Raw genomic sequence first — 26,949 nt, 5'->3', positions numbered from 1 at the left:
CGTACTTGTATTTATCATTAAATGTTAAACAAGTTCACAGCTTTAGCTATCCTTGTTTTTGTTTCTTCAACGCCTAACAGTACAGCAATATCAAAAACTCCCGGACCAAACTTGCCTCCCACCAACATAATTCGGAAGGGTAGCATTAATTCTCCAGGTTTAAATCCTTTTTCTTCTGCCAATGCTTTAAATGCTGTTTCTTCACTTACGGCATCAGTTAAAGTTAGTTTTTCAGCAAAGGCGTTAAAGAAATCTGCTTTTTCAGCGCTCCATTTTGGTTTTACGGCGTTCACATCATATTCAGCAGGCGAAGTAAAAAAGTATCCGCTTTGCGCTACGAAATCAGGCAGCAAATTACAGCGGTCTTTGATCAGATCAATTACAGTATTTAAGAATTTTTCATCTTCAACTTCAATTCCCGCTTTTTGCAAGGCTACTTTTACGCTTGGCGCTAAACGCTCTGCGCTTTCCGATTTGATCCACTCGTGATTATACCATTTTGCTTTTTCGAAATCGAACTTTGCTCCGGCTTTGCTGATTCTTTCAATAGAGAATTTATCTTCAAGTTCTTTTAGTGAAAATAATTCCTGATCAGTTCCATCATTCCAGCCCAATAAAGCCAACATGTTAACGAAAGCCTCTGGAAGAAAACCCATTTCTTTGAAACCTTTGGTAACATCACCGGTTTTTGGATCTGTCCAGTTCATGGCGTAAACCGGGAAACCTAAACGATCGCCATCGCGTTTGCTTAGTTTACCATGTCCATCAGGTTTTAAGATTAACGGCAAATGTGCCCAAGCTGGCATATCGTTTTCCCAACCTAAATATTTCCATAATAAAATGTGAATAGGCGCTGATGGTAACCATTCTTCGCCGCGGAAAGCATGAGAAATCTCCATAGCCTTATCATCAACCACAACGGCTAAATGATAGGTTGGCATTCCATCCGCCTTTAATAAAACTTTATCATCAACCAACGAAGTTTCAAAACTTACGTCGCCACGGATTAAATCATTAAAATGAACAATCTCATCCTCAGGAACTTTTATCCTTACCACATGTGGCGTTTTAGCAGCCAATAGCTCCTCTACCTCACTCAACGTAAGTGTTAAAGAGTTGCGCATTTGCATACGTGTGGCCTGCCCGTATTGAAAATTTGGTATTTCTTTTCGCTTTGCTTCCAATTCTTCCGGGGTATCAAAAGCATAATAAGCGTAGCCATCACTAATTAGTTGTGCTGCAAATTTGTCATAACTCGGTTTGCGTTCGCTCTGGCGGTAGGGTCCGTAAGCGCCCGGCTTGTTCGGACTTTCATCCGGCGCAATGCCGCACCAGTTTAAACAATCTACAATATATTGTTCTGCACCTTCTACAAAACGGTTCTGATCGGTATCTTCTACACGCAACACAAAGGTTCCGTTATTCTTTTTGGCGAACAAATAATTAAACAACGCCGTACGAACACCGCCTAAATGCAGTCCTCCGGTTGGGCTTGGGGCAAATCTTACTCTAACTTTTTTATCCATAATGAAGCAAAGAGCAGGGAGTTAAGGGCGAAAGCTATGGTGTAATCCATACCTGAAGCGCTATGCACTATGCTCAGCACAAAGATATGTTTTTCATTTATTTTATACTGTTCTCATCTGTTATGAAGCAATTATGCGTGAAATAACTTATTTATGGTTTGCTAAAAATCATAATGGTTTTCTTTTTTTATCGTTTTGTTATTGTAATTTGCCTACCTAAAGCATGAACCCTTATCAAAAGAAGCGCCGCTGGAAATTTTTCCTGCTCATATTTGCGATCCTAATCGGCATAGCATCAGTTTTTTACACTGACTCTTTCGTAAAAAAAATGGAGCGGGAAGAGGCTGCACAATTTCAGCTTTGGGTTAAGATTACAGAAAGATCAATGCTTTTGTATGATAATGATAACTTTACCAGTGTAGTTGAAGACGTTCGTGAGAATACAAAAATGCCTGTTATTGTTGTGAATAATGATGGCACGATTCTATCATCAAGCGGCCTAGACAGTACAAAGACATGGTATCCAGATAATGATAAGCTCGTTTACGACAGTTTGTATTTTGTTAGAGAACTATCTACCATGCGAAAGCAACACCGACCTGTGGTTATGAATATTATGGGACAAGAGAAGCTTGCCTATTATAAAGATTCGTTTATCCTTACCCAGCTCAGATATTTCCCATACATTCAAATGGGTGTGATTTTTCTTTTCCTTTTAACTGCCTATACCGCTTTCAGTTCTGCCCGGCGGGATGAACAAGATCATGTTTGGGTGGGTTTGGCGAAAGAAACGGCGCACCAGCTCGGTACTCCGATATCTTCGCTCATGGCATGGACGGAGCTGATGAAATCAAAATTTGATGCAGAAGACGATCCATTGATTGCCGAAATGGAAAATGACATTAAACGTTTGGAAATTATTACCGATCGTTTTTCTAAAATTGGCTCCAAACCTATCCTGGAAGACCATACCGTTTATATTGTAATCAGCGATTTTATCAGGTATTTTAAAGTGCGTACCTCAGACAAAGTGAAGTTTAGCATTACTGGTGATGAGCAGGTTCGGGCTTTGCTAAACGTACCTTTATTTGATTGGGTGATTGAAAACCTGTTGAAAAACGCAGCCAATGCCATTGAAAATGAAGGTTCTATTTCCGTGAACATCATCGAAAACCTAGCCAAAGAACAGGTATTTATCGATGTAACTGATAGTGGGAAAGGAATTCCGAGATCGAAATTCGATGCCGTGTTTCAACCAGGTTACACGACGAGAAAACGTGGCTGGGGCCTTGGTTTATCGTTAACCAAACGTATTGTAGAAAACTACCACAGCGGTGAAATTTTCGTCAAAGAATCAGAACTTGGTAAAGGAACAACCTTCAGAATCATTTTAAAAAGCAGTTTAAGATATGAACCGACCACAACCTAACGAGTATCCGGCTTGGGGCGAAACCTACATCAGCAAAGTTGATGGCGACATTATGGAAGTTTTGGAAGAACAGGTTTTCAGCATTCCGGCGCTTTTCGAATCGAACAAAGAAAAAGAAGATTTTGCTTACGCAGAGGGTAAATGGACTTTGAAAGAAATGCTTGGCCACATTATAGATTGTGAGCGGATTTTCGTTTACCGGATGACTGCATTTGCCAGAAATGAACCGCAGCACTTGCCGGGTTTTGGTGAAGATGAATATGTGTTGAATGCTCGTTTTAGTGAACGAAATTACGAAGATATGATTGAGGAGTTTTCGGCACTGCGGAAAGCCAATCTTTACTTTTTTAAAAGTTTGAATGAGGCAGAATTAGCGAGAAAAGGTGTTGCTTCAGAACGGGAGATCAATGTAAAGTCTATTTTATTTATTGCTGCAGGGCACATCATTCATCATGTTGGTGTATTAAAAGAACGTTATCATGTGGTTTAAAGATTTTACTGTTGAAGATTTGAATGGACGGCCGAAAAACCATATCGGTGCTTTGCTGGATATTCAGTTTACCGAAATCGGCGACGATTTTATATCCGGCACCATGCCTGTTGATGAACGTACACACCAGCCTGCAGGTATTTTGCATGGCGGCGCTTCTGTGGTTTTAGCCGAAACTTTAGGCAGCATTGCTTCTTATATGCTTATTGACCCCGAAAAATATGTTGCCGTTGGCTTGGAAGTAAATGCCAACCATTTGCGACCTGTAAAAAGCGGCTTGGTTAAAGGTGTTTGTACGCCAATTCATATTGGTGCCAAAACCCACATCTGGGATATCAAAATTTATAATGATCGCGGCAAGATGAGTTGCATTAGCAGGTTAACGGTAGCGGTAATTAACAAACCGACTGCATAAAGAATCCCGCAGATTTTGCTGATTACCGCAGAAAACTAAGGATGTCTCGCCTGCGCTCGTTTGCAACGGGTGCAATAATAGCCTGATGATTAAATCGTAAAACAGATCATTTATTTACACGCTCGTTGAAACGTACGTAAGCAGTCTGCGAAAGTCAGCGAAATCTGCTGGAAACTATCGGTGAACCGAACTATTTTAGGGCTTCCTGATCCAACCATTTCTTTTCAATTACGTAAGAAACGATTAAACCCAATCCGCCGAACACCCCGATGCATCCGAAATAAACCGCTACCGATTGACTAATCTCACCACTTGTCATATCTCTACCGAAAACGCCTCTTACCACAAATATGGCAACTAATAACCCAAGTCCTAAACCCATTAACAATAAACCGAATTTCAAACTTAGAAATGGCTTTGGCGTTGCCCTTTGTACCCCCGGGTCAATCCCTCTCTCGATCATGGCCATTTTTTCTTTATTTGACAAATAGCGGATTCCGAATATCATCGCGAATGCGCCTAAAAAAAGTGAAATTGGAACTAATATACCTAACATGATTTTAATATTTTAAGTGTGAATTTTTGTTTTTCTTTTTTATTGAATCGTGTTCTGTGTATTATGACTACAAGGTTTTTAATCAGGTTACAGGCTTGCTTAAAAAAAATCTATAGCTTTATTCTATAAACATCAGGCTTTGCAGGAGAAATTAAAAAACATCAAAATATTTAGTTCGCTAAACAATGACGCTTTAAACTTATTGGCTACGCATTGCAAGTTGGTTAACCATAAGAAAGGTACCATACTGATACACGCCGATAAAGTTGAGCCATATTTTTATATTTTGGAAAGCGGAATTGCCAGGGCCTATTCGGATGGAGAAAATCAACAGATTACATTTTGGTTTGGGCAGGCAGGTGATGTTTTACTGTCGTACAACAGTTATATCAATAATAATCCCGGATATGAAAACATCGAGCTCTTAGAAAATTCGTCATTGTTCCAGATTAAACTGGCTGACTTATTTAAGTTATACGAGCAACATTTAGCATTGGCAAACTGGGGCAGAAAAATTGCCGAGCGGGAGCTAATAGCTACAGAAAGGCGGCTAATCGACCGTTCATTCAAAGATGCAACGCAGCGATACCGGGAATTTGTGAACCAACAGCCTGAATTAATCAAAACAGTTGCACTGAAACATATCGCTTCCTATTTAGGAGTTACACAAGTTACGTTGAGCAGAATCAGGGCGAGCTACAAATAAGTCCATTTTTTAACATTTGTAAAATGTAGCACAAATCAATGGTAATACCTTTGTGCAAACATTTATACTATGAACTGGATCATCCTGATTATTGCCGGCCTTTTCGAAGTTGGCTTTACCACTTGTCTTAAACTATCAAACAATTTCTCCAATATCAAATGGAGCGCCGCATTTTTTATATGTATTGTTTTGAGCTTTTTATTGCTGAATAAAGCTACCCAAACCTTGCCAATGGGCACCGCTTACGCCGTATGGACGGGCATTGGCGCCGTGGGGACGGTAATTATTGGCATTGCATATTTCAATGAGCCGGCTACCTTTTGGCGGATATTTTTCATCTGCACCTTAATTGGATCAATTGCTGGTTTGAAGTTTTTTGCCTCTCATTAGTCGGGTTAAAAGTTGCAGGTTACATGGCTGAGGCAATTAATACTGTTCTGGCACCATGCGGCAACTTTATACTTTTTACTTTATACTTTTTACTTTAAGGATTACGTAAGCATCCAAACCCGTAACCCGTAACTTATAACCTGTAACTCATAACCTGCAACTTTTTTAAAGCAAGCCTGTAACCTGCCGATCGCTAATGTAGTCTTAGAGGTAAGCATGGAGCAAAAACTTACAGATTTAATGCTGATTCAAAACGTATTGAACGGAGATTGCGGTCAATATGCTTTGTTAGTTAAACGCCACCAGCGATTTGTATTTACGCTTGCTCTAAGGTTTGCTAAAAACAGGGAAGATGCCGAAGAAATTGCCCAGGATTGTTTCATCAAGGCCTACAAAGCTTTAGGAACTTTTAAACAGACCGCAAAATTTAGCACCTGGTTGTATAGCATTACCTATACCACTGCCATGACTTTTCTACGTAAGAAAAGATTGGATACATCATCCATTAATGATGAGGAAACGTTTTTACAACTTGAAAATCATACTTCAAGCTTTAACGCGAATGGCTACGAAAGGCAAGACAGCCACAAATATTTAAATGAGGCCATTCAAATGCTCATGCCTGACGATGCCACCATCATCACCCTGTTTTATCAGGGCGAGCAGAGTTTGGAGGAAATAGGTGAAATGCTGAATGTGGAGCCAAATACCATTAAAGTGAAACTACACCGGGCAAGGCACAGGCTTAAAGAAAAATTACAATATTTGTTACAAGATGAAGTAAAGGAGTTACTATGAACACAATAGAACAACAGCTTTGGGATTACATTGACGAAAATCTAAGCGTTTCCGAAGCAAAATTGATCGAAGACAAAATTAATGTGGATGCGGAAATTAAGCTTCAGTATGAGGCATTATTGAGTTTAAATTTAGCTTTTGGCAAAATGGAATTGGACGAACCTTCAATGTCTTTTACCAGAAATGTGATGGAAGGTATAGCCTTAGCACCTGCCCCTGTAACCATGAAAACGAAAGTAAATACCAATATCATTTATGGAATTGGTGCATTTTTCGTCATTTCAATATTGGCGATTTTTAGTTATGCGCTTTTTAATGCTGACATCAAATTTTCAGATCTCAATTTTAAAATAAATGCCAATTTTAACTTGAACAAATTCATTACGCCAACCATGCTTTACAGTTTCTTATTTGCTGATTTAGTATTAGGGTTGGTTTTTTTAGATTATTTGTTGAGGAAGAAAATGGTGCACAAATAATTATCTTCCCGCAGGTTTTATGTTTTAAGCTGGATTTTTAAGCTTCGGTTTTGCAAAACCTGCGGGTTTCATTTATCCCAATCTTTTCAAAATCTCCAATCCTTCCGGCCATTTGCCATAGCCTGAAACCGCATTGATATGACCAGCATCGCCAATGTTGATGAACTCACTACCCCAATGATCGGCAAAGAGTGCTGCCCTTTCCAAACTCACCCATTCATCGTTGTTGCTTGCCACTACAATGGTTTTGAAATTAATTTTAGTTAAAGGAACATGATCAAAACCTACCGTTGGGAAGTCGTAACGTGGCGCTTCCAGATCGCTTGGCGCAACCAACAAAGCGCCTTTAATTGTTTTTTTGTATGCGTTTGCCCAGTTGGCAATAGCTGCACAGCCCAAGCTATGGCCAATTAAAACAACGGTTGATAAATCATAATTTATTAAAGTAGATTCGATTTTTTCAATCCAGTCTTTGGAGGCAGGCGCATCCCATTCCTGTTGATTGATTCGGTGAAAATTATTGCCTGAATGTTCAAAATGTGTTTGCCAATGATCAGGGCCCGAATTACCCAAACCTGGGATGATAAAATAGTTGGTCATACTTAAATTCAAGAATTTTTGAAAATAAAAAAGCCCCGATTTATGCAATCAGGGCTTCAGTGTAAATATGATAATAATTAGATTACTTTCACATTAACGGCGTTTAAGCCTTTTTTACCGTTAGCAACTTCGTACTGTACTTTGTCGTTTTCACGGATTTCGTCGATAAGACCTGTTGAATGAACAAAAATTTCGCTATCGCCATTCGCAGGGATGATAAAGCCAAAACCTTTAGTTACATTGAAGAATTTTACTGTGCCTTCTTGCATTGTATTAAATATTAAAATTAAGTCTGCAAGGTAAGTTTTAATTTTTAAAATCAAAATAAATTTTAACATTTTTTTAACGTTAAAACTTTGTAAACAGCAGATTACTAAGGCTTTTTAATTGCCTTTCCAACAATCATCATTGTAATTTCGCTGTTATGCGGAATGCCTAACGTGGTTCCGGGAGCCACGTCAAATAGATTTCTAATGTAGATATCGGCCACACCCTGCATCATCTTTTTCTTGCCCTCGGCAGTTTCCGGAAGTACTCCATTTACCCCCAAAATTTTTATGTTTCCGGTGTAATCTACCACCGCCAGGCATTCATAAGCAAAATCTTTATATGCCCGCTCAATTTCTATTCGGTAACGGGGAAAAATGTAATCGTAAGCCGAAGTACGTTTACTCAATTTATCTACACTGCTAAATTTTTTAACCTTTACAATTTTACTTTTTGGCAGGAACTGAACCGGTTCTGTAGCAGCAAAAGCGGTGGTATCGGTACGGTTCACTTCAGCAACTCGTTTTTCGATATACGCTGTATCGGTTTTTGTAGGGCGCTGCAAAATTTCGGCTGTTGTTTTAAGCTTGTTTTTGATGTAATCCTGAGCGTAAAAAGTCATGTTTACATCCGATCGAATATCGTCGGCAATTACCCTTCCATCTACCTGAATGCGCTGAAAAACCAAACTATCTTTACTGATATGTTTTACTTTGAAAAATTCTTCTGCAAAATTATACACATTTCCATGGTCGTATTGCAGGTAAAAATTCTGCATACGTTGCTTCTGCGGACTCCAGGCAGACATCGTATCTTCAGAAACCACCTCAATAATCCACGATGGTTTTTGCATAAAACCCTGCTCGTTAAAAGATAATCCGTTACTAAAACGGCGTTTTACCTCTTCATAACGAATCCCTTTTACGGGCTCAAATTGAAAATCTCTCTGTGTAGCATCGTTTTTTTTATTCTTTGAGCTACAGGCAGAAAGCATCAGACTTAAAAAAAAGATTTGTATTATATTTTTGATCATCTAGCGGCTAAAATAACTATTTCTTTTTTACCAAAATCACATTGGCCACTTTACGTTGCCCCTCGTGGTCCCATTTTTTATTGTCTGTTGGATAATTGATTACCCCGCCATCAGGCATTCCATTTACCCACAAAGTGGTAGAGCCACCGCCGTCGAAATTGATGCTGGTTGTGCATCCCAGCCATTTCATCAGTTTTGTTAATTCATGTAAACTCATTCCTGCTGAGTTTTCATTTCGCCCATCAACAGTTAACAACAAGATTCTCCCGTCAGGTTTTATCCCCAAACAGGTCCGCGGATGACGCAAACGGGTGAAAGATGTGGTATCCAACAATTCATCGTTTGTGTTGTAAGTTAATAACGGCCCGTTGAGCATGATGTTTTGTTCGCTAAGCTTCGTTTCCCAATCTGGGCTTCCATCCCATTTTTTAACCATAATTTTCCCATCATTTATCACTACTGCGGCTTGCTGATGTCTTGCCCGTTCCCCATTTTTATCCAGGCGGTTGGTATTGATCACTTTTCCATTTACCCGAACAAAATCAACTGATCCTCCATTTTTTACGTCAAAAAAATTACCATTTAAAGCCGCAATCGCCGTATCACGAATACCGAAGTTACTGGTGGTAATCAGTTCTTTTTCTTCAGCACCCAAAGCAAAAATGGCTCTCCTACCAGTATTTTTTATCTCCAGAAAAGAAATATTCTCATTTGCTGCAAACAAATTTTTCTGATTAAAATGATGCCGATAAAGTTTAACCTGCTTCGCGATTCTGGTTTTTCCCCATTTGGTTTTTACCACTGTTACCGAATCGACATTTTGTGCGAAGCTGATAAAGCTTGTGAATGAAAGCAGCGTATAAATAAATATTGTTTTTAACATGGGTTGATGATTTGATCTAAAATTAAAAAAAAACGGAGTAAACCAATGAAAAGGCTTACTCCGTTTTAATAAAATGATGGAATGATAGATTGTTTAAATGATTGAATGTCCTGGTTGATCACTTTCAACTTTTAACCTTCAACTTTTAACTCCCCTTTAATTCCAAAACTATTTCTTCGGATCTAAAATGTTTTTAATTCTCACACTTAGATCATCGTAATGTGCTTTCGTAATTGCATCGCCAGCAGCAGAGCGGGCTTTCGTTGTTGCAGATAATGTTTTCAATTCGGCTCTAACCAACGGGCGAATATCTGATAAGCTCACATTGATTGGTGTTAAACCATAGCTGGCAGCATATTCGGCAGGAAAACCTGGAGGCAACTCTGATTCTGTCGTCATTAAATAGCCTAAACGATCTACATAAGCCCTTTGTAAGTTGCGTTTGAAAGCATCGGCCCTACCTGCCGCAAAAACCGAAGTTTTGATGTCTTTGAATAACTCAGGCAATGTATAAGCTTTTGCTGTTCCATTTTTAGCTTCGTTATCCAATAAACGGGCAATTCTTGGTGCCGCTAAAAGATTAACCAAAGTATTGGCCTGTACAGCCTTAATTCTGTTTAAAAGTGTGCCGTTATCAAATTTACTCAACTGATCGTTATTGATTAACCAAAGCGGTGTAGTAAACAATTGCTGGTTAAAAAACGAAACGGCTTCCCTTTGTTTTGCTTTTGATAAATAGCTGTAAACCGGGCCAGCCTGATCGTAAGTTTTAAAGTTTTCGCTCATGCCACCAACATTGGTAAGTACATGACCCATGTAGCGGTTGTACTGGCCTACAATTTCGGTGTAAATCTCTTTCAAATCACTGTACTCTTTACCTTTTTGGTAAGTCCATTTTTCTACATTCGGAAGAATACGTTTTAAGTTTGCGATACCATAGTTACTGGCTTTCATGGCATTATCACCCAAATCTTCACTTTGTAAACGAGGATCTAAAGTGGTTCCCTGGCGGCCATAAAAATAAAGTGGATTACCAGCATTTTTTAAAGTCCATTGGTTTAAAACCTCTTTTTCCTGCTCTGCGGTTTTGTTGCCCGGGATCCATGAATAACCCCATTTAATTGACCACTTATCATATTCACCAATTTGTGGGTGAAGTTTTGTTACACCATCGCCAGGTTGAGCAATGTAGTTGAAACGGGCATAATCCATAATTGAAGGTGCTGTTCCGTGGCTATCCGTAAATGTTTTCGAACGCAAAGAATCAACCGGATATGCATAGCTGGAACCGAAGTTATGTGGCAACCCTAAAGTGTGGCCAATCTCGTGAGAGGAAACAAAACGAATCAATTCGCCCATTTGCGCATCGGTAAATTTTGCTTTACGCACTTCAGGGTTAACTGCCGCAGTTTGCACAAAATACCAGTTACGCAGTAAACTCATCACATTGTGGTACCAGCCAATGTGTGTTTCCAAAATCTGACCTGTACGTGGATCGCTTACATGTGGGCCGTAAGCGTTTGGAATATCCGAAGCAAAATAACGAACTACTGAATATCTCGAATCTTCTACACTGAACTGAGGATCTTCTTGCGCTGTTGGCGCCTGTTTGCCAAAAATGGCATTTTTAAAACCTGCAGCCTCGAAAGCCACCTGCCAGTCGTTAATGCCCTGGATTAAAAATGGAACCCATTTTTTCGGTGTAGCCGGATCGATATAAATGATGATCGGTTTTACCGGTTCTACCAATTCACCCCGCATATAAGCTGCCGTATCTTTCGGAACCAGATTCCAGCGGTGGATGTATGCCGTACGTTCTGCTTTCTGCGCATCTGTACCGTAATCAATCTGCGACTGACCAAAGTAGCCTACGCGGCTATCCATAATCCTTGCTTTTACTGGTGTTTTTGGCAACAATAACATCGAAGTATTGAATTCTAAAGTTACAGCGCCATTGCTGTTATCAGTAGGTGATTCAGCAGCACGATACGTTTTTGCCGTTTTAACCTCAATGTTAATTGGAAAAGTTTTCACCGTATCGATATAGGAGCGTGTTGCGTCATAAGTAATTACTTTATAAGCCTTACGGATTTGGTCAGTAGCTCCAATCGCCATAATATCACCATTGTAGAAATCGGTTACATCGATCACTACACCTGTTGTATCTTTGTTGTAAGCTTTAATTTCGAAACTTGCCAAAATTTGCGCCAGGTTAGAATTTTGTACTGACTCAAACATATCACTTTTTGGATCTGCTTTGGTTGCATAACTCGGTACACGGATATAAACCTGCTTACCTCTTTTCTCCCACTTCCAAACCTGCTCGTTTAATTCCTCGCCACCATATTGTTGATTACCCACTTTAATACCTACAGGTGCTTTTGCTAAACGGGTTACCACAAGCATTTCGCGGTTAATAATAGAATCTGGAATTTCAAAATACCATTTATCATCAACCTTATGGATTTTAAATAAACCGTTTGTAGTTCTTGCTTTCGCAGTAATTACTTCCGAAAATGGTTTAATTCCTTCTTTTTTTGCTGCCGCAGCAGTTGCTGCTGTAGGAGTGGCCGGGGTAGTTGAACCCTTTTTTGATTTTTTTTGTGCGTGTACTGAATCTGTTCCAGCCAAACCAAGCACCATAATACCCGCTAATGCAAGTACCTTAACTTGTTTCTTCATTTATAATGTTTATGTGGTTTTTATGATAATAAGAGCCCGAAGTTATAGCCTTGTTACCTTATAAACATTTTGTAACCATAAAATTACCGATCAATTAAATTCGCTTTTCGAGCCGAACCACTTTAAAAAAAACCTTATTGTCTCTCACCATCTCAAAAATAACCGTTCTATCTGCTTTTGATTTAAACATTTCCGATAAATCATTTAAGGAATAGGCTTCTACGGGTTTAAAATTTACGCCAATTATTTCATCATAAGGACACAAACCCGCCTTTTCTGCCGGCGAACCTTCATCAATTTCGCCAACAATTAAACGTTTGTATTTATCCTGATCCAGGTAAATGACCATGCCAATCATATCATATTGAAAGGGCACATTCGCATAACTATTTGGTTTCAGGTACATAAACTTTTCCTGATAGTTTAACTGAACATCAAATTTGCGCAGCACTTCAGCACCTAAATTGCCATTGCGAAAAGTTAAATCTATCTTTTGTGAAATGGAGTTAAAATCAGGAAAGCCCGAAACCACATCTTTAAAAGTATATTTACCTAAATGAAAAGCATGCACCCGGCCAACATAACCTTTAATTTGCCCGCTCAAGCTCATCCCCAAATTGGCTTTAATTTTTTTTTCCGGAAGCGGGAATGCACTTCCTGTTAACATTTCCATTGAAAGTGCATGGCTGGCGCCGGTATCCATCAAAAGCCTTGCGCCCACTTTATTGCCCCCATACATATCTACCACAACATCTACGTAGGGTTTTAAATTTTCGATAACGATAGGGATTTTATCGCCTCTGTATTTAACCTTGCTGTCTACATCGCTGAAAATGATCCTGCTTTCACTGTAGCGAATATCTACAATAAAACTATTGAAAAAACTATAACCAATCAGGCCATAAATTTTGAGGCCCAAATGCCCGGACAAGTTGAACAAATCTTCCTTTAAAACGGCGGTTGGAATGTAGTTAATTTTAGCCCGTCCAATTTTTGCAGAAATGTTTTGAGAAACGTATGCATCAACAATATCTAAACCAAGTCCAGATAGTTTAATTTTTCTCATTAAGTTAAAATTCAAAGTGTCGATAATGGATGGATCGGTAATAATCATGGGGCCAACACCCGTATCCAACACAAAGTTATACGGACCCTTTTCATTAATATAAACCGGAATAATAATCAGGTTTTTAACACACTTAAACTGGATGGATTGCTTTTGTTTTTTCGCAGGAAAGGCAAACTCTTGCCCCATAGCGTGTAAGCCAAATAACAGGAAGCCCACACAAATGGTAATTTTGTGGATACCGACGCGGATAACAGAAGCATATTTGGTTAACATTAAATTAAATTTAATAAATTAGTTGATCATTATCACCTCTAAATCATTAACATGTTTCTTAATAAAATTCGGCCTACGTTCTTCGTTATTTTCGTTATCGGTTTATTTAGTTTATCGAGCTGTTCAACCGACAAAATGATCGCAAAAAAGGTGGCTAAAGAATTTAAAAACTCACCGGTGATTAAGCAATATCAGGTAGGTTTTGCGCTTTATAACATGGAAGATAAGAAGATGATTTTTGAGAAAGATGCTGATAAATATTTCACACCAGCTTCAAACACCAAGCTCTATACTTTTTTTGCCAGTTTAAAAATGTTGCCTGAGCAAATGCCGGCGTTAAAATATGTAGAACGTAATGATTCACTAATATTTTGGGGTACAGGAGATCCTTCATTTTTACAGTTTGCAGTGAAAGATAAATCGGCTTATAACTTTTTACAAGCATCGAATAAGAAATTATTTTTTGCCCCAGGAAGATATACCGGTACCTTTTTCGGCGATGGCTGGAGCTGGGATGATTATGATTATTACTATCAGCCGGAAATTACCGAAATGCCGATCATGGATAATATGGTTACCTCTACTTACCTCAGCAGGAATAAAATTAACATCTCACCAAAAGTTTTTGCGCATTGTTTTGAAGTAGATTCGAGTAAAACCACTGGCGGATTTCAGGTGACAAGAGATTTTTTGACCAACCATTTCAAATATCCATTGGTTGATGTAAAACCTGGCTATAATCAGCAAAATCCATACAAAACAAGCATCCAAACTACGGTAGAAGTGCTTTCTGACACCCTACACAAATCAGTTGGTGTCATAAACATGAAAATCCCTGCCAATGCGAAAACACTTCCGGGTGCTAAACGTGATTCGGTTTTGAAGCATATGATGTTGCCGAGCGACAACTTTATAGCAGAACACCTATTGCTGGTTTGTTCCGACCAATTGGGTGACACATTAAGCACTACGAAAGCCATTCAACATATTACCAAAACATACCTTTCTTTTCTGCCTGACAAGGTAAAATGGGCGGATGGCTCGGGTTTATCACGCCAGAATTTATTTACGCCAAGAGATAATGTTTACCTTTTGGATTCTATCTACCACCTGGTGAACAACCGTGAAAAGTTGTTTGATATGTTGCCTGCAGGTGGGAAAAGTGGAACCTTAAGAAATGCTTACCCGAAAACAGATCAACCCTTTGTGTATGGTAAAACTGGGTCGTTAGGTGGCGTTCACAATCAAAGCGGTTATGTGCTCACTAAAAAAGGAAAAACCTACATATATGCTTTCATGAATAACAATTTTAATAAACCAACTGCAGAAGTTAGGGCCGAAATGGTCAGAATTATGACTTACATTCACGATAGTTTTTAGGGAGATTTTAGAAATTTAATAGCGATAATATGTAAACTTACATTAACACCTAATCCTATGAAAAAAATCTACTTTTTGTTCGCCACGATTTTGGTAATCGGAATTTCATCCTGCAAAAAAAGCGCAGATATTATTGAACCACCAAAACCTGTTGATCCAACAAAACCTTACATACCAGATAACAGTTTCAAGGTTATAGCGTATTTTCCAAGCTATCGCGATCCGAATGGTGTTGCCGATGCAAAATTTAAGATGATTACCCATCTGTTCTACGCCTTTTTGAACCCAAATGCCGATGGTTCATTGGCCAGTTTAGAACAGCCATCGCGGTTTGCGGCTGTGATGCAAAAGGCCAGGGCAAATGGTGTTAAAACAGGCATTTCGGTTTCAGGCACACGCAGCATTTTTGTAGAAATGGCAGCATCGGCCACCGCAAGGAAGCTATTTGTTAAAAATGTGCTAGGCTTTGCCCGAACCAATAATTTAGATGGTGTAGATATGGATTGGGAATATCCAAGCACCGCCGATGGCTCTGCTGACAATTATGTTTTGTTGATGAAAGAACTATCTGATTCGCTGCACAAATACAATAAGTTTTTGAGCGCTGCCATTACACCTGGCGTATACGCCGGAAGTATTCGTGATGGTTTGAAATCTGATGTATTTCCAGCGGTTGATTTCTTTAACATTATGGTTTATGATGGCATTGGCTGGGACAAAGATGAACCGATTCAGCATGCTTCTTACAACATGGCGGTAGCGAGTTTAAACTATTGGATGGGCACCCGCAGTATGCCCAAAGAAAAAACAGTATTGGGCATTCCTGCTTATGGTAAAAATGCAGCAAATGCATCAAAAGCCTACCGCGATTTCGTTAACGCAAACGCAGATGTGAATCTCGATTATGCGACCATTGATGGTGTTCAATATTATTTTAATGGTATATTAACCACGAAGAAAAAAGCCAAACTTGCTAAAGAAACGGCCAATGGAATTATGTTCTGGGAGTTTTACCATGATGATAATGGCAGCAAATCAATCATCAAGGCGGCAAATGATGAGCTGGGCAGAAATTACAACTAACAAATGAACAGCGATTTTAGATCGATTAATCAACCTTTTTCAAATACCGTTGTCGTTAACGGAAAAACTTACCTCTATTTTGGCGGAACAGCCTATTTGGGTATTTCTCAAAATGAGATTTTTATTGATTTATACATTGAAGGCATTAAGAAATTTGGACTGAATAATGGCACCAGCCGAAACAACAATATTCAGCTAGGCATTTATGAAGATGCTGAGCAGGAGGCGGCACAAAGATTTTTAGCCGATGATGCATTGATTACTTCAAGCGGTTATCTGGCCGCACAACTCACCGTTAAATCGCTGTCACCTTTTGGAAAGGTAATATATGCGCCGGCAACACATCCGGCGCTCTGGTTAAATGCACAACCCGATACCACAACTGATTCATTTAGTCGATGGAAAAATCACGCCATCGAAACCATAAATTCATCGGAGGAGGAAAACCATGTGCTGATTAGCAATTCCATGAATAATCTTTTTCCTGAAATTTACGATTTCGATTTTCTGAAAGAAATTAAACCCGACAAAAAAATTATACTCATTGTTGATGATTCACACGGAATAGGCATAAATAACATTGGATTGGGCGCTTTTAGCCAATTGCCCAAACTCAGAAATGTAGAAACCGTTGTTGTGGCATCGATGGCTAAAGCACTGGGCGTTGATGCTGGACTGGTATTGGGATCGAAGGAAATCATTCAACAGCTTAAAAGCACGAACATTTTTGTTGGCGCATCTCCACCTGCTGCAGCTGCGCTCTATGCCTTTATACATGCAAAAGATTTATACCAAACCGCCTGGAAAAAGTTGCAAAGAAACATCGACCACTTTAGCGATGCAATTAACTTGACATGGAAATTTGAACAGGGTTTTCCCGCTTATCTGAACAATTACCCGAATTTAGCGAAGGATTTTTTGAAACACAATATTTTGATTTCTTCTTTTCCCTACCCCAATGCAGATAGCGAACCCATCAATCGAATAGTTTTAAGCAGCTGGCATGAGCCAGAAGATATTGATCAACTGATTTCGGTGTTAAAATAAAAAGTTAGCAAATGAATTAATTAACACTATATTTATTTCCAGCTAATACTAACCAGATAGTTTTGAGCCATTGTGTCAAACTATATCCAAAATATCAAAGAAGGAGATCATTTATCTTTTGAAATAGTTTTTAAACTATGGCACAGGAAAGTTTACGCTTATTTTTTCAAGAAAACGGCTTGCGAAAACCAGGCTGAAGAACTTACCCAATTGGCATTTATAAAGCTTTGGCGGTTCAAACATACCCTATCTGAGGATTTTCCGCTGGATGTTCAGCTTTTTAAAATTGCCAAAACCACGCTGCTTGATTATTTTAAAAAGATCGCAAACGATAACCGAAATCTTCAAACCTACCATCAGGAATTGCTGGAAACCTCGGCAGCAGAATCAAAACTTTACGAAGCGAAACAAGAACTGGATGTGGTTTTGAGCTGTTTGCCCCCTACCCGTAAACAGGTTTTTGTGCTCAATCGATTACATGGATATTCGTATAAAGAAATCGCAGAAAAACTCTCCATATCTCCGAGAACGGTAGAAAAACATATTTCCTTAGCTACAAAGCAGCTTAGTGGCTATGCCAGTATCGCGTATCTCCTTATCCTTTTCGGGCTTTTGAAATAAATAAAAATTTATTTTTTTCGGTTACGGGTTTTCAGTCAGTTCAATCGTATTGCTTAATATGAATGTTTCTGATCAGCTGTTGGATAAATATTTCAAGAATAAATGTACCCCGCAAGAAAAGCTGGTGGTGGAAAATTATTTGCGGGAAACTGACGAGTTGCCAGATCATTTGGTGCAAAAAGAAGAATGGGATGATGCCGAAGATTTCCCAATGACGTTTGAGCGCAGCGACTTAATGTTTGAAGCCATAAAGAAACAAACGCTGCGCAAAAAACACAAACACTTATGGCTTACCGTTACTTCTATAGCCGCGGCAGTTTTATTGGTTGTAAGCACTATTTTTTATGCCTCTCAAAAACCTGATTTTAAGGAAAAGGTTGCGAAGTTCATTCCGAAAAAGACAAGCAAGGCCAACCAGATCAGCTTAAAATCGATTAACAATTTCACGGATAAAATTCAGGAATTCACGCTTCCGGATCAATCTACTGTTAAAATTTATCCAGGTGGAGAATTAAAATATGCCCTTCCTTTTGTAGCAGCAAAACGTGAAGTTTTTTTATCGGGCACCAGTTATTTTCATGTACAGAAGGATAAAAAGCATCCTTTTGTGGTTTATGCGAAGGGTGTTTCTACTACCGCATTAGGTACATCATTTACCATCGTTGCCGATGAAAAAAGCAAAATCATTACAGTAAAACTTCATACCGGAAAAGTGTGGGTTAAAGATGTTGATTCAGCAGGCAAAAACTCAATGTTCAGCAAAATCCTGCTTCCAGGAAATGCTTTGGTGTTTAACAGGGTGGAAAATAAATTAAATGTAGAGGCCTTAAATCAAATTCATTCGAAGAAAGAAATCAAATCAGAATTAATTTTTAGCCAGGCGCCGCTAGCAGCGGTATTTGCGAAACTGGAGCAACATTACAACACCAAAATTATATTCAATGCCGATGATTTCTCAGAAATGTCGTTTACAGGAACACTAAACTTAAATCAAACGATAAACCAGATACTTACAGAGCTCACAGAATTAAACAAACTAACAAAGGAAAAAGTAGCAGAGGGTTACTTAATCAAAAAATAAAACAAACAAATATTACCGAAGAACGATGCTGTCATCAAATGCAGTATGGGGAATCTATTGCCTAAAACAAACAAATTAATCATTTCACTATGCTTAGAAAATTTACAAAACACTTGTTGCTTTGTTTGCTGATTGTATCAGTAGCGGCAACGGCCTGGGCTCAAACATCAGAGATTACCGGGATTGTAAAAGATGAAACCGGCGCCCCGCTAATTGGTGCCTCCATCGTTTTACTCAACACCAAAACCAATGAGAAGAAAGGGATTATGGTCAACCCCGAAGGAAAATTCCAGATCACCGGATTATCTGCAGGTGTTCCTTACAACATCAGTGCTTCTTTTATTGGCTACACCACTAAAACCATCGAAAATTATTTACTTAAAGCCGGCGAACAAGCTACTTTGCTGATTCAGCTTAACCCGGCAGCATCATCATTAACCGATGTGGTAGTGGTTGGTTATGGTAGTCAGAAAAAGAAAGACGTAACTACTGCCATTGCCAGTATTAAGGCTTCTGATTTGGAAAACCAGCCGATTAACAATGCTGCAGAAGCGATGGTAGGTAAAATGGCTGGTGTTCAGGTTTCGCAGGGATCAGGAACACCTGGAGGTGCGCTTTCAATTAAAGTACGTGGCGTTGGTACCATTACTGCCGGTTCGAATCCACTGTATGTAATCGATGGTGTTCCAATCTCGAATGATAACATCAATACCATTAACACCAACGACATTGCCTCCATTGAGGTTTTAAAGGATGCATCATCAGCTGCCATTTATGGTTCCCGTGGATCAAACGGCGTGGTTTTAATTACTACCAAACAAGGTAAAACAGGTGCAGCCGCCATCAGCGTAAACAGTTATACCGGCTGGCAAAGCCTTGCGCACAAAATTGATATGATGGATGCTTATCAGTATGCACAAATGACCCTTGAATCGAGAAATAATACCTATGCTGACGCAATGGATGCCATCAACAGAAGAAATGCGGCAACCGGTTTACCACGCGTTAATTACAACATTAATGACAGCAATGCACAGCGATTGGTTAATTCTGGAAACAATACCAGCGCAGTGATACCAACAGAAATTCTTCCCTATTTAAATGGACAGCAGGGTTTAACAAATACTGATTGGCAGGATGAAATTTTCAGAACAGCAAAAATTCAAAACCATTCAATTTCTGCTGCAGGCGGAAGCGAAACCATGAAATATTATGCTTCACTTGAATATTTTGATCAGGATGGTATTATTTTAAACAGCGGTTTTAAACGATACAGCGGCCGACTTAATCTGGATGGTAAAAAAGGAATTTTCAGATATGGTGTGAATATTACGCCATCTTTAATCAAAGAAAAAAGGTTGAACGCGAATGGTGCCTATAATGCAGGAAACGCCAATGGCTTAAATACTGGCGGTATCGTGGCATCAGCGCTACATTATTCGCCGCTTTGGCCGGTTTACAACGCAGATGGAAGCTATAGTTTTGCTCAAAACTCATGGAGCCCGGGACAGGTAACCACTTTGCCAAATGGTTCTATAATTACAGGTAATGGCGAAACACAAGCCTGGAACCCGGTTGCCTTGGCCATGTTGCAAAAAGATGATGTAGGATCGAACAGATTAACAGGAAGTACGTTCGTAGAGGCTGAAATCATCAAAGATCTGAAATACAAAATTCAGTTGGGTGTAGATATTTTCAGCAGTGCTGAAGATACCTTCAGACCATCAATTATTCCATTGTCAAATACCGCTGGCAATCCATTATCCGATGCACAGGCAAGTTCGAGAACAATAAGAGAAACTAACTGGCTGTTAGAACATACTTTAAACTACACTAAAACTTTTGGCGATCATAATTTAAGCGCTTTATTAGGCTGGTCAAACCAGAAAGATGATTTAAGTGGAAATTATGCCGTAGCAACCAGAGGTTTTATCAGTGATCAGATTGAGTATTTAAGTGCCGGTTTAGTAACCAATGGAACTTCAACCCGACAACAATGGTCTTTAGCCTCGGGTATTGCCAGGTTGCAGTACAGCTATAAAAGCAAATATTTATTCACCGGTTCGGTAAGGGCCGATGGATCTTCAAGATTTGGATCAAATAACAAATGGGGTTATTTCCCATCAGCTTCTGTGGGTTGGAGATTATCGGAAGAAGAATTCCTGAAAAATGCGAAAGCGATTTCTGATTTGAAAATCAGGGCGAGTTTAGGTCAAACCGGTAACTTTAATATCCCGAATTACCTGGCTCAAGGTGCCATGACCAATTACGGGTACATTTTCGGCGGTGGAACGCCAGGCGTTGTGAATGGTGCAGCTCCATTTGCGCAGCCAAATGATGATTTAAGCTGGGAAAAAACAACTCAGTTGAACGTTGGTTTCGATGCGGCATTTTTCAACAATAAATTAACTTTATCAGTTGATGCCTATAACAGTAACACCACTGATTTATTGTTAAACGTTCCGGTGCCCTTAACCACAGGTTTTTCTTCTGAATTGAAAAACATTGGTAAAGTGAATAACCGCGGTATCGATATTAACCTTGGTACGCAACAACAATTTGGAGCCGTAAAATGGACTGCAAGTGCCAACTTCTCTAAAAACAAAAATAAAGTTGTTGAGTTAGGACCAGGCAATGCAGATATCATCAGTACAGGTTCAGTTGCCAACGCATACTTTTTAACCAGAGTTGGTGAGCCAATCGGATCATATTATTTACCAGTTGTTTTGGGCGTTTTTGCTAATCAGGCAGAAGTAAATGCTTATCCTCATTATTTGGATACTCAGGGGAATTATGATCTGAATACTTCGAAACCAGGTGATTTTAAATTTAAGGATGTTGATGGTGATGGCGTAATTGATTTAACCAAGGATCGTGAAATTGTAGGCAATTATCTTCCAAAATTCACTTACGGTTTTGCAACTTCCGCAGAATATAAAGGCATTGATTTGAATGTGTCGATGCAAGGTGTTTACGGAAACAAAATCCTTAACCTTTCACGTAGATATTTTGCCAATAAAGAAGGTAATATGAATAACATGATCAGCTCTTTAGATAGATGGGTTTCTGAAAGTAATCCGGGTAGCGGACAAGATGTGAGGGCAAATCGTGTAGCCAAAGGAAGTAACGGAACTACTTCAACCTGGCATGTAGAAGATGGTTCTTATTTACGTATCCGCAACATTGCATTAGGTTACACTTTCCCAACAGATTTAATCAAAAAGCTATCTTTAAGCAAAGTGAGATTATATGTTTCCATGCAAAATCCATTTACGTTTACAAAATACACCGGTTACAATCCTGAAGTTACCAACCGCTCTGCCGCAACAACAAATGGCGAAGATTATGGCGTTTATCCAACGGCTAAAACAACTTCAATCGGTTTAAACATCACTTTATAAAATGAAGATCATGAATAAATATATCATACCAATCATAGCAGGCAGCTTAATTATTTCGGCTACATCCTGTAAAAAGTTTTTAGATTTAAAACCCCTTGATTCATACACTGAGAATACATTTTATGTGGATGAAAAAGGTTTACAAGGCGGCCTGGTTAGCTGTTACGATGCTTTGCAAACCGATAGTTTATACGGAAACAACCTGCTTACCTTAGGCGAAATACGGGGAGATAATGTTACCGACAACGATCCGGGTTCCGGAGCTGGTGTTCGTAACTCCATCGAAGTGTTTTCAGAAACCTCGGCCAACAATATTTTAGCGGCATCGTGGCAAGGACATTATAAAGCGATTTACCGCAGCAATATCGTTTTAGATAGAGCTCCGGGTATCAGCATGGCGGATGCAACAAAAAATCAGATCATTGGTCAGGCGAAATTTATACGTGCTTTAAGTTATTTTAATTTAACCCGTTTGTGGGGCAATGTTCCTTTGGTTTTAACGGTTCAAAAAACAGCTGAAGCCAGAGAAAATGTTCGGGCAACTTCTGCACAGGTTTATCAGCAAATCATCAATGATTTAACTGACGCAGCCAGCAAATTGCCTGTTTCATGGGCCGATGCACAACGTGGAAGGGCAACCAGTTATGCTGCATCTGCATTATTGGCAAAGGTTTACTTGTACCAAAAGAGATACGATTTAGTGGTTTCTACATTACAACCCCTTGCAACAGCTATTTATGCCGGTACGGTACTTTCTCTTGTTCCGCAAACCACAACTTTTCCAAGTGGTATGAAAACCAGTAAAGATGTCATCTTCGCCGTTCAATATTTAAATGGAGGAGTTAAAGAGGCTGTTAACCAGGATAACCGTTATAGAAATAACAACAATACCAACACCATCACCATCCCTCAGGCTATTTTTGAAACTGCAGATAACCGCCGGGCATTGGTTGCGCCAACGGGTACAGGTGCTCGCCCAGGAAAGTTTAATAGCCCGGTTTCCAATTCAACTGAGATTAGTGGCGACTTCCCGATAATTCGTTGTGCAGATGTTTTGTTAATGTATGCTGAAGCATTAAATGAGGTTGCTTACGGAAATACAGAAGCATTTAGAGCATTAAATGCAGTGCGTACCAATGCGGCGGCAACCAATAAAACGGCGGCAACCTTAACAACCCAGGCGGAGTTTAGAACTGCAGTTTATTTGGAGCGCCGGTTAGAACTGGCACTGGAAGCAGACCGCTGGTTTGATATTGTAAGGACTGGCCAAATGCCGACAATCTTTCCTGGTATTCCTGCTTTTAGAGCCATTTACCCGGTACCTCAAGCTGAGATTGATAATGTAAACAATAAATCTGGCTGGCAAAATACTGGATATTAAGCAAGCGCAAAATTAAAACCTAACCGGTGTCGTATAAAAACGATACCGGTTTTCTTTTGCCCAATTTTAGCTTCATTTAACTGATATTTTTTTTAATCTTTACAAAATGAAACGACTGATTTTATTCTTTTCGCTAAGTTTTTTAATCTCAACAGCAGCATTTGCACAAAACACTGAAGTTTGGGTAGTTCGCCATGCCGAAAAGGATAAAACAAATCCTGAAGATAAAGATCCAAATCTTTCTGATGAGGGTAGAATCAGGGCTGGTGATTTAGCTACTTACCTAAAGAAAGTGAAATTTGATGTTGCTTTTAGCACTCCATATAAACGGACGCATCAAACGTTAGACTCGCTCATTATTCCAAAAGTAATCAACTACAAAGACCCAAAATCATTGGTTGATTCTGTGAAGAAAAATTACGCTGGCAAAACCGTAATTGTTGCTGGCCACTCCAATACCGTTTTAGAAATTATTGAGGCTTTTGGCGGTAAACGCCCAATGGAAATGCTCACAGATGATGATTATGATTATATTTTTCGCTTAACGGTAAAAGACGATAAAGCAAAAGTGAAAAAAGACCAGTTCGGCAGGCCGCATCATTTGTAGTTCGGAGCCTAACTTCATCCTGCTTCCCGAACACTCGAAATACATCTTTGTCAATACTCGTCCATTAGATTTTCAAAACAACATCCCTGGCAACCCTTCGCTATTGGCGGCGGTATTACAAATAAACTAATGGCAAATGAACTAATGAACCAATTTATAGTTTCTCAAACGGAATATCCATCAAATCGTAATTTTGCCAGCTAGAAAAATCATAGTGCCACCACTCATTATCCAGCACATTCATTTTATACTTTTTCATCGTAGCGATTAAAAATTCACGATTTTTTCTAACCTCCGGACTTACCGGCTCGTAGTTGGCGGCAGCGGCGGCAGAAAAACTATCGTAAGGCGTAGCCATAGCCACTTCCTTCCCGGTTTTAAGATTAATCAATGTCAAATCAACTGCACAGCCGCGATTGTGTTTAGAGCCTTTTGCTGGATTCGCAACAAAATTCTTGTCGCTTGCTTTTTTATAAAATTCTACGGTAATGGCATAAGGCCGATAACCATCAAAGATTTTCAGTCCGTAGCCTTTTTTGTTTAATTCTTTTTGAACTTTCTTCAGCGATTCAACTACAGGACGGCGGGCAAAAGCCCTGGCCTGTTTGTACATCACCTGCTTCATAAAATTGTTTTTTGTGGCGTATCGAATATCCAGCTTGATATTTGGAATTTCCTTCTTAATCTCCACCAGTTCGTTATTCGGATTAGTTTTTACCGATGCTAAATATTGGTTAAAAGAATTAACAACAACGAGTTTTGATGTTGATTTGGTTTGGGCCAGAACAGAAAAAGATAGTGATAGTAGGAATAGGAGGAATTTTATTTTCATGTTGATGGATATTATAATTAGGTCGTCATTGCGAGGCACGAAGCAATCTATTTAGCTGGTGAGATTGCTTTGTGCCTCGCAATGACGAGTATCTCATTACTGGTTCGAAACCACCAATAACTCCAGATCCTTAAACGGCAAATTAAACATATCGGCCAAATCTTTATTGGTACAGTTCCCCTGATAAATATAAAGAGCCTCACGAATGCCTGGATTATTCCAAACCATATTCATCAAACCTCCAAATTCACCAATATCTAATAAAATAGGCGCAAAAATATTGGTCAAAGCATAAGATGCAGTGCGTGGAACACGGGATGCAATATTTGGTACACAATAATGTATTACATCGTATTTTCTAAAAATCGGGTTGGTATGATTGGTTACTTCTGAAGTTTCGAAGCAACCTCCCTGATCAATGCTAACATCAATCACCACTGAATGCGGTTTCATCCGGGCAACGGTTTCTTCCATCACCACACAAGGACTACGCCCATGACTGGCACGAATGGCGCCAATCACTACATCGCAGGTAACAATGGCTTTATTCAACACAATGGGCTGCATCACAGAAGTAAAAACCCTACTTCCAAGGTTATTTTGTAAACGACGTAAACGATAAATGGAGCTATCAAAAACCTTAACTTCAGCACCCAGAGCCAAAGCGGTTCTGGCAGCGTACTCTCCTACTGTTCCGGCACCTAAAATCACAATTTCCGTCGGCGGCACACCGGTGAATCCACCTAACATCAAACCTTTTCCACCGGTAACGTTGCTTAAATATTCTGCCGCAATTAAAATCGATGTAGAACCTACAATTTCACTCATTGCCCGCACCACACTCAGCACATTACCTTCATCACGCAAATTTTCAAAGCATAAAGCATTTATTTTTTTCTGCATTAAAGCTTTCAGATAATCTTGCTTCAGTGTTCCGGTTTGAAGTGAAGAAATCAGGGTTTGGCCTTTATGCATCAGCTCAATTTCTTCCAGCATTGGCGGCGCAATTTTTACCAGAATGTCTGAATCGAAAACCTCTTTTTTATCATAAGCGATTTTAGCACCTTGCTCTGCATACTCCGAATCAGAAAAGTTTGCGGCTATTCCTGCACCACTTTCCAAAACCACCCTATGTCCGTTGTTTACCAATAATGCTACCGAAAGTGGGGTTAGCGCAATTCTATTCTCTTGAAATGAAATTTCTTTTGGTATTCCGATGTTCAGGCTATTTTTCCTGTTTCGTGTTTCTAACGTCGCCTCTTGAGTTTGCAATAAACCCTGGCGAGCAATGTCGGCCATTCCTTCGCGTAATCCTGTAGCCATGATGTTTAAAAATGTATTAGTTTTAGGTTGTTCAAGATAAGGAAATTCTGTTAATTAATTGAAAACTAATTGTTACACCTTCGATAAGCTGAAAATTCTTTCGTTCCCCTCGCTAACAGAAATTTCAACTTTTACATAATGATCAGGCAATAATTCGGCCACTCTTTCAGGCCACTCAATTAAGCAAATTCCGCCACCATAGAAGTATTCCTCATAACCCAAATCATAAGCTTCCTGGATATCTTTAATCCGATAGAAATCGAAATGAAAAACTGGTCCGTTTTGGCTTTCATATTCATTTACGATAGAATATGTAGGACTCGAAACTACATCTTCCACACCAAGTGTTTTACAAAAGTTTTTAATGAATGTTGTTTTTCCAGCGCCCATTTCTCCTTCGAAGATGAATACCTTTTCTTTCGAGGCAAATTCCAGAAGTTTACCTGCAACTTGGGGTAAATCGGATAAATCTTTAACTGCTATTTCCATTGTAAAAAAATAAAGGCAAAAGTAATACATAATTGCATTGCTTTCGCCTTTTACATTTCGTCATGCTGAACTTGTTTCAGCATTTCTTATGCTCTGCTCGCATTAATA

26 protein-coding genes are annotated in these 26,949 nt (G+C 39.3%); 15 read left to right on the top strand and 11 right to left on the bottom strand.

Going from position 1 to position 26,949, the window contains the following annotated elements:
- Positions 1–17 precede the first annotated feature (17 nt).
- Positions 18–1,526: a glutamate--tRNA ligase gene (gene gltX / locus R2Q70_RS10455; RefSeq protein WP_316807541.1), complete on the bottom strand. Its 1,509-nt coding sequence runs from the start codon at positions 1,524–1,526 to the stop codon at positions 18–20.
- A 223-nt stretch (positions 1,527–1,749) separates the two neighbouring features.
- Here gltX and R2Q70_RS10450 point away from each other — a divergent pair, with 223 nt between their 5' ends.
- The 3 genes from R2Q70_RS10450 to R2Q70_RS10440 are packed head-to-tail and all read left to right on the top strand — an operon-like array spanning position 1,750 to position 3,860.
- Entirely contained in the window at positions 1,750–2,955 is a 1,206-nt protein-coding gene (locus R2Q70_RS10450; RefSeq protein WP_316807540.1) for a HAMP domain-containing sensor histidine kinase, read from the top strand.
- Positions 2,936–3,445 (top strand): DinB family protein, encoded by a 510-nt coding sequence (locus R2Q70_RS10445; protein WP_316807539.1) that lies wholly within the window; start codon positions 2,936–2,938, stop codon positions 3,443–3,445. The genes R2Q70_RS10450 and R2Q70_RS10445 overlap by 20 nt, the downstream gene beginning before the upstream one ends.
- Complete coding sequence (locus R2Q70_RS10440) at positions 3,435–3,860, top strand: hotdog fold thioesterase (RefSeq protein WP_316807538.1); 426 nt, start codon at positions 3,435–3,437, stop codon at positions 3,858–3,860. The genes R2Q70_RS10445 and R2Q70_RS10440 overlap by 11 nt, the downstream gene beginning before the upstream one ends.
- Before the next feature lie 190 nt (positions 3,861–4,050).
- On the opposite strand, the gene R2Q70_RS10435 is transcribed toward R2Q70_RS10440, so the two are convergent.
- Complete coding sequence (locus R2Q70_RS10435; protein WP_316807537.1) at positions 4,051–4,416, bottom strand: DUF6249 domain-containing protein; 366 nt, start codon at positions 4,414–4,416, stop codon at positions 4,051–4,053.
- Between the two features lie 139 nt (positions 4,417–4,555).
- Here R2Q70_RS10435 and R2Q70_RS10430 point away from each other — a divergent pair, with 139 nt between their 5' ends.
- From R2Q70_RS10430 to R2Q70_RS10415, 4 genes are all read left to right on the top strand, one after another.
- Positions 4,556–5,122 (top strand): Crp/Fnr family transcriptional regulator, encoded by a 567-nt coding sequence (locus R2Q70_RS10430; RefSeq protein ID WP_316807536.1) that lies wholly within the window; start codon positions 4,556–4,558, stop codon positions 5,120–5,122.
- 69 nt (positions 5,123–5,191) lie between these two features.
- A complete protein-coding gene (locus tag R2Q70_RS10425; RefSeq protein ID WP_316807535.1) occupies positions 5,192–5,512 on the top strand; it encodes a multidrug efflux SMR transporter in 321 nt (106 codons plus the stop codon).
- 216 nt (positions 5,513–5,728) lie between these two features.
- Positions 5,729–6,310 carry an RNA polymerase sigma factor gene (locus R2Q70_RS10420; RefSeq protein WP_316807534.1) on the top strand — a complete coding sequence of 194 codons (582 nt, stop codon included), beginning with the start codon at positions 5,729–5,731 and terminating at the stop codon, positions 6,308–6,310.
- Positions 6,307–6,789, top strand: coding sequence for a hypothetical protein (locus tag R2Q70_RS10415; protein WP_316807533.1), 483 nt, complete (start codon positions 6,307–6,309; stop codon positions 6,787–6,789). Before R2Q70_RS10420 ends, R2Q70_RS10415 begins: the two co-directional genes overlap by 4 nt.
- A gap of 72 nt (positions 6,790–6,861) precedes the next feature.
- Here the strand turns inward: R2Q70_RS10415 and R2Q70_RS10410 are convergent, their stop codons facing one another.
- From R2Q70_RS10410 to R2Q70_RS10385, 6 genes are all read right to left on the bottom strand, one after another.
- Complete coding sequence (locus tag R2Q70_RS10410; protein ID WP_316807532.1) at positions 6,862–7,389, bottom strand: RBBP9/YdeN family alpha/beta hydrolase; 528 nt, start codon at positions 7,387–7,389, stop codon at positions 6,862–6,864.
- Between the two features lie 77 nt (positions 7,390–7,466).
- Positions 7,467–7,658, bottom strand: a complete 192-nt coding sequence (locus tag R2Q70_RS10405) for a cold-shock protein (protein WP_010599196.1) — start codon at positions 7,656–7,658, stop codon at positions 7,467–7,469.
- Between the two features lie 104 nt (positions 7,659–7,762).
- Entirely contained in the window at positions 7,763–8,689 is a 927-nt protein-coding gene (locus tag R2Q70_RS10400) for a hypothetical protein (RefSeq protein ID WP_316807531.1), read from the bottom strand.
- A 16-nt stretch (positions 8,690–8,705) separates the two neighbouring features.
- On the bottom strand, positions 8,706–9,572 hold the full coding sequence (locus R2Q70_RS10395; protein WP_316807530.1) for a phosphodiester glycosidase family protein: 867 nt from the start codon (positions 9,570–9,572) through the stop codon (positions 8,706–8,708).
- 168 nt (positions 9,573–9,740) lie between these two features.
- The gene (locus R2Q70_RS10390; protein WP_316807529.1) at positions 9,741–12,254 is read right to left on the bottom strand and encodes a zinc-dependent metalloprotease; all 2,514 of its coding nucleotides are present in this window, start codon (positions 12,252–12,254) and stop codon (positions 9,741–9,743) included.
- A 94-nt stretch (positions 12,255–12,348) separates the two neighbouring features.
- Entirely contained in the window at positions 12,349–13,596 is a 1,248-nt protein-coding gene (locus R2Q70_RS10385; protein WP_316807528.1) for an aspartyl protease family protein, read from the bottom strand.
- Between the two features lie 135 nt (positions 13,597–13,731).
- Between R2Q70_RS10385 and R2Q70_RS10380 the strand changes: the two genes are divergently transcribed.
- From R2Q70_RS10380 to R2Q70_RS10345, 8 genes are all read left to right on the top strand, one after another.
- Positions 13,732–14,976 carry a D-alanyl-D-alanine carboxypeptidase gene (locus R2Q70_RS10380; protein ID WP_316807527.1) on the top strand — a complete coding sequence of 415 codons (1,245 nt, stop codon included), beginning with the start codon at positions 13,732–13,734 and terminating at the stop codon, positions 14,974–14,976.
- A 57-nt stretch (positions 14,977–15,033) separates the two neighbouring features.
- Positions 15,034–16,059, top strand: a complete 1,026-nt coding sequence (locus R2Q70_RS10375) for a glycosyl hydrolase family 18 protein (protein WP_316807526.1) — start codon at positions 15,034–15,036, stop codon at positions 16,057–16,059.
- Between the two features lie 3 nt (positions 16,060–16,062).
- A complete protein-coding gene (locus R2Q70_RS10370; protein WP_316807525.1) occupies positions 16,063–17,106 on the top strand; it encodes an aminotransferase class I/II-fold pyridoxal phosphate-dependent enzyme in 1,044 nt (347 codons plus the stop codon).
- Positions 17,107–17,178: 72 nt separating this feature from the next.
- On the top strand, positions 17,179–17,727 hold the full coding sequence (locus tag R2Q70_RS10365) for an RNA polymerase sigma factor (RefSeq protein WP_316807524.1): 549 nt from the start codon (positions 17,179–17,181) through the stop codon (positions 17,725–17,727).
- A 58-nt stretch (positions 17,728–17,785) separates the two neighbouring features.
- The gene (locus R2Q70_RS10360; protein ID WP_316807523.1) at positions 17,786–18,808 is read left to right on the top strand and encodes a FecR family protein; all 1,023 of its coding nucleotides are present in this window, start codon (positions 17,786–17,788) and stop codon (positions 18,806–18,808) included.
- Between the two features lie 89 nt (positions 18,809–18,897).
- Positions 18,898–22,209, top strand: coding sequence for a TonB-dependent receptor (locus R2Q70_RS10355; RefSeq protein ID WP_316807522.1), 3,312 nt, complete (start codon positions 18,898–18,900; stop codon positions 22,207–22,209).
- A gap of 10 nt (positions 22,210–22,219) precedes the next feature.
- On the top strand, positions 22,220–23,590 hold the full coding sequence (locus R2Q70_RS10350; RefSeq protein WP_316807521.1) for a RagB/SusD family nutrient uptake outer membrane protein: 1,371 nt from the start codon (positions 22,220–22,222) through the stop codon (positions 23,588–23,590).
- Between the two features lie 106 nt (positions 23,591–23,696).
- On the top strand, positions 23,697–24,197 hold the full coding sequence (locus R2Q70_RS10345; RefSeq protein ID WP_316807520.1) for a phosphoglycerate mutase family protein: 501 nt from the start codon (positions 23,697–23,699) through the stop codon (positions 24,195–24,197).
- Positions 24,198–24,351: 154 nt separating this feature from the next.
- Here R2Q70_RS10345 and R2Q70_RS10340 read toward each other — a convergent pair whose 3' ends face one another.
- The 3 genes from R2Q70_RS10340 to tsaE all read right to left on the bottom strand — a co-directional run bounded on the left by R2Q70_RS10340 (position 24,352) and on the right by tsaE (position 26,841).
- Complete coding sequence (locus R2Q70_RS10340; protein WP_316807519.1) at positions 24,352–25,029, bottom strand: M15 family metallopeptidase; 678 nt, start codon at positions 25,027–25,029, stop codon at positions 24,352–24,354.
- Positions 25,030–25,125: 96 nt separating this feature from the next.
- Positions 25,126–26,352, bottom strand: a complete 1,227-nt coding sequence (locus R2Q70_RS10335) for an alanine dehydrogenase (RefSeq protein ID WP_010599181.1) — start codon at positions 26,350–26,352, stop codon at positions 25,126–25,128.
- A gap of 72 nt (positions 26,353–26,424) precedes the next feature.
- Positions 26,425–26,841, bottom strand: a complete 417-nt coding sequence (gene tsaE / locus R2Q70_RS10330; protein WP_316807518.1) for a tRNA (adenosine(37)-N6)-threonylcarbamoyltransferase complex ATPase subunit type 1 TsaE — start codon at positions 26,839–26,841, stop codon at positions 26,425–26,427.
- Positions 26,842–26,949: the final 108 nt, after the last annotated feature.

It is taken from the genome of Pedobacter agri (assembly GCF_032678665.1).
GTDB classification, from domain to species: Bacteria; Bacteroidota; Bacteroidia; order Sphingobacteriales; family Sphingobacteriaceae; genus Pedobacter; species Pedobacter agri_A.
This window is presented reverse-complemented; position numbering and strand designations above follow the sequence as displayed.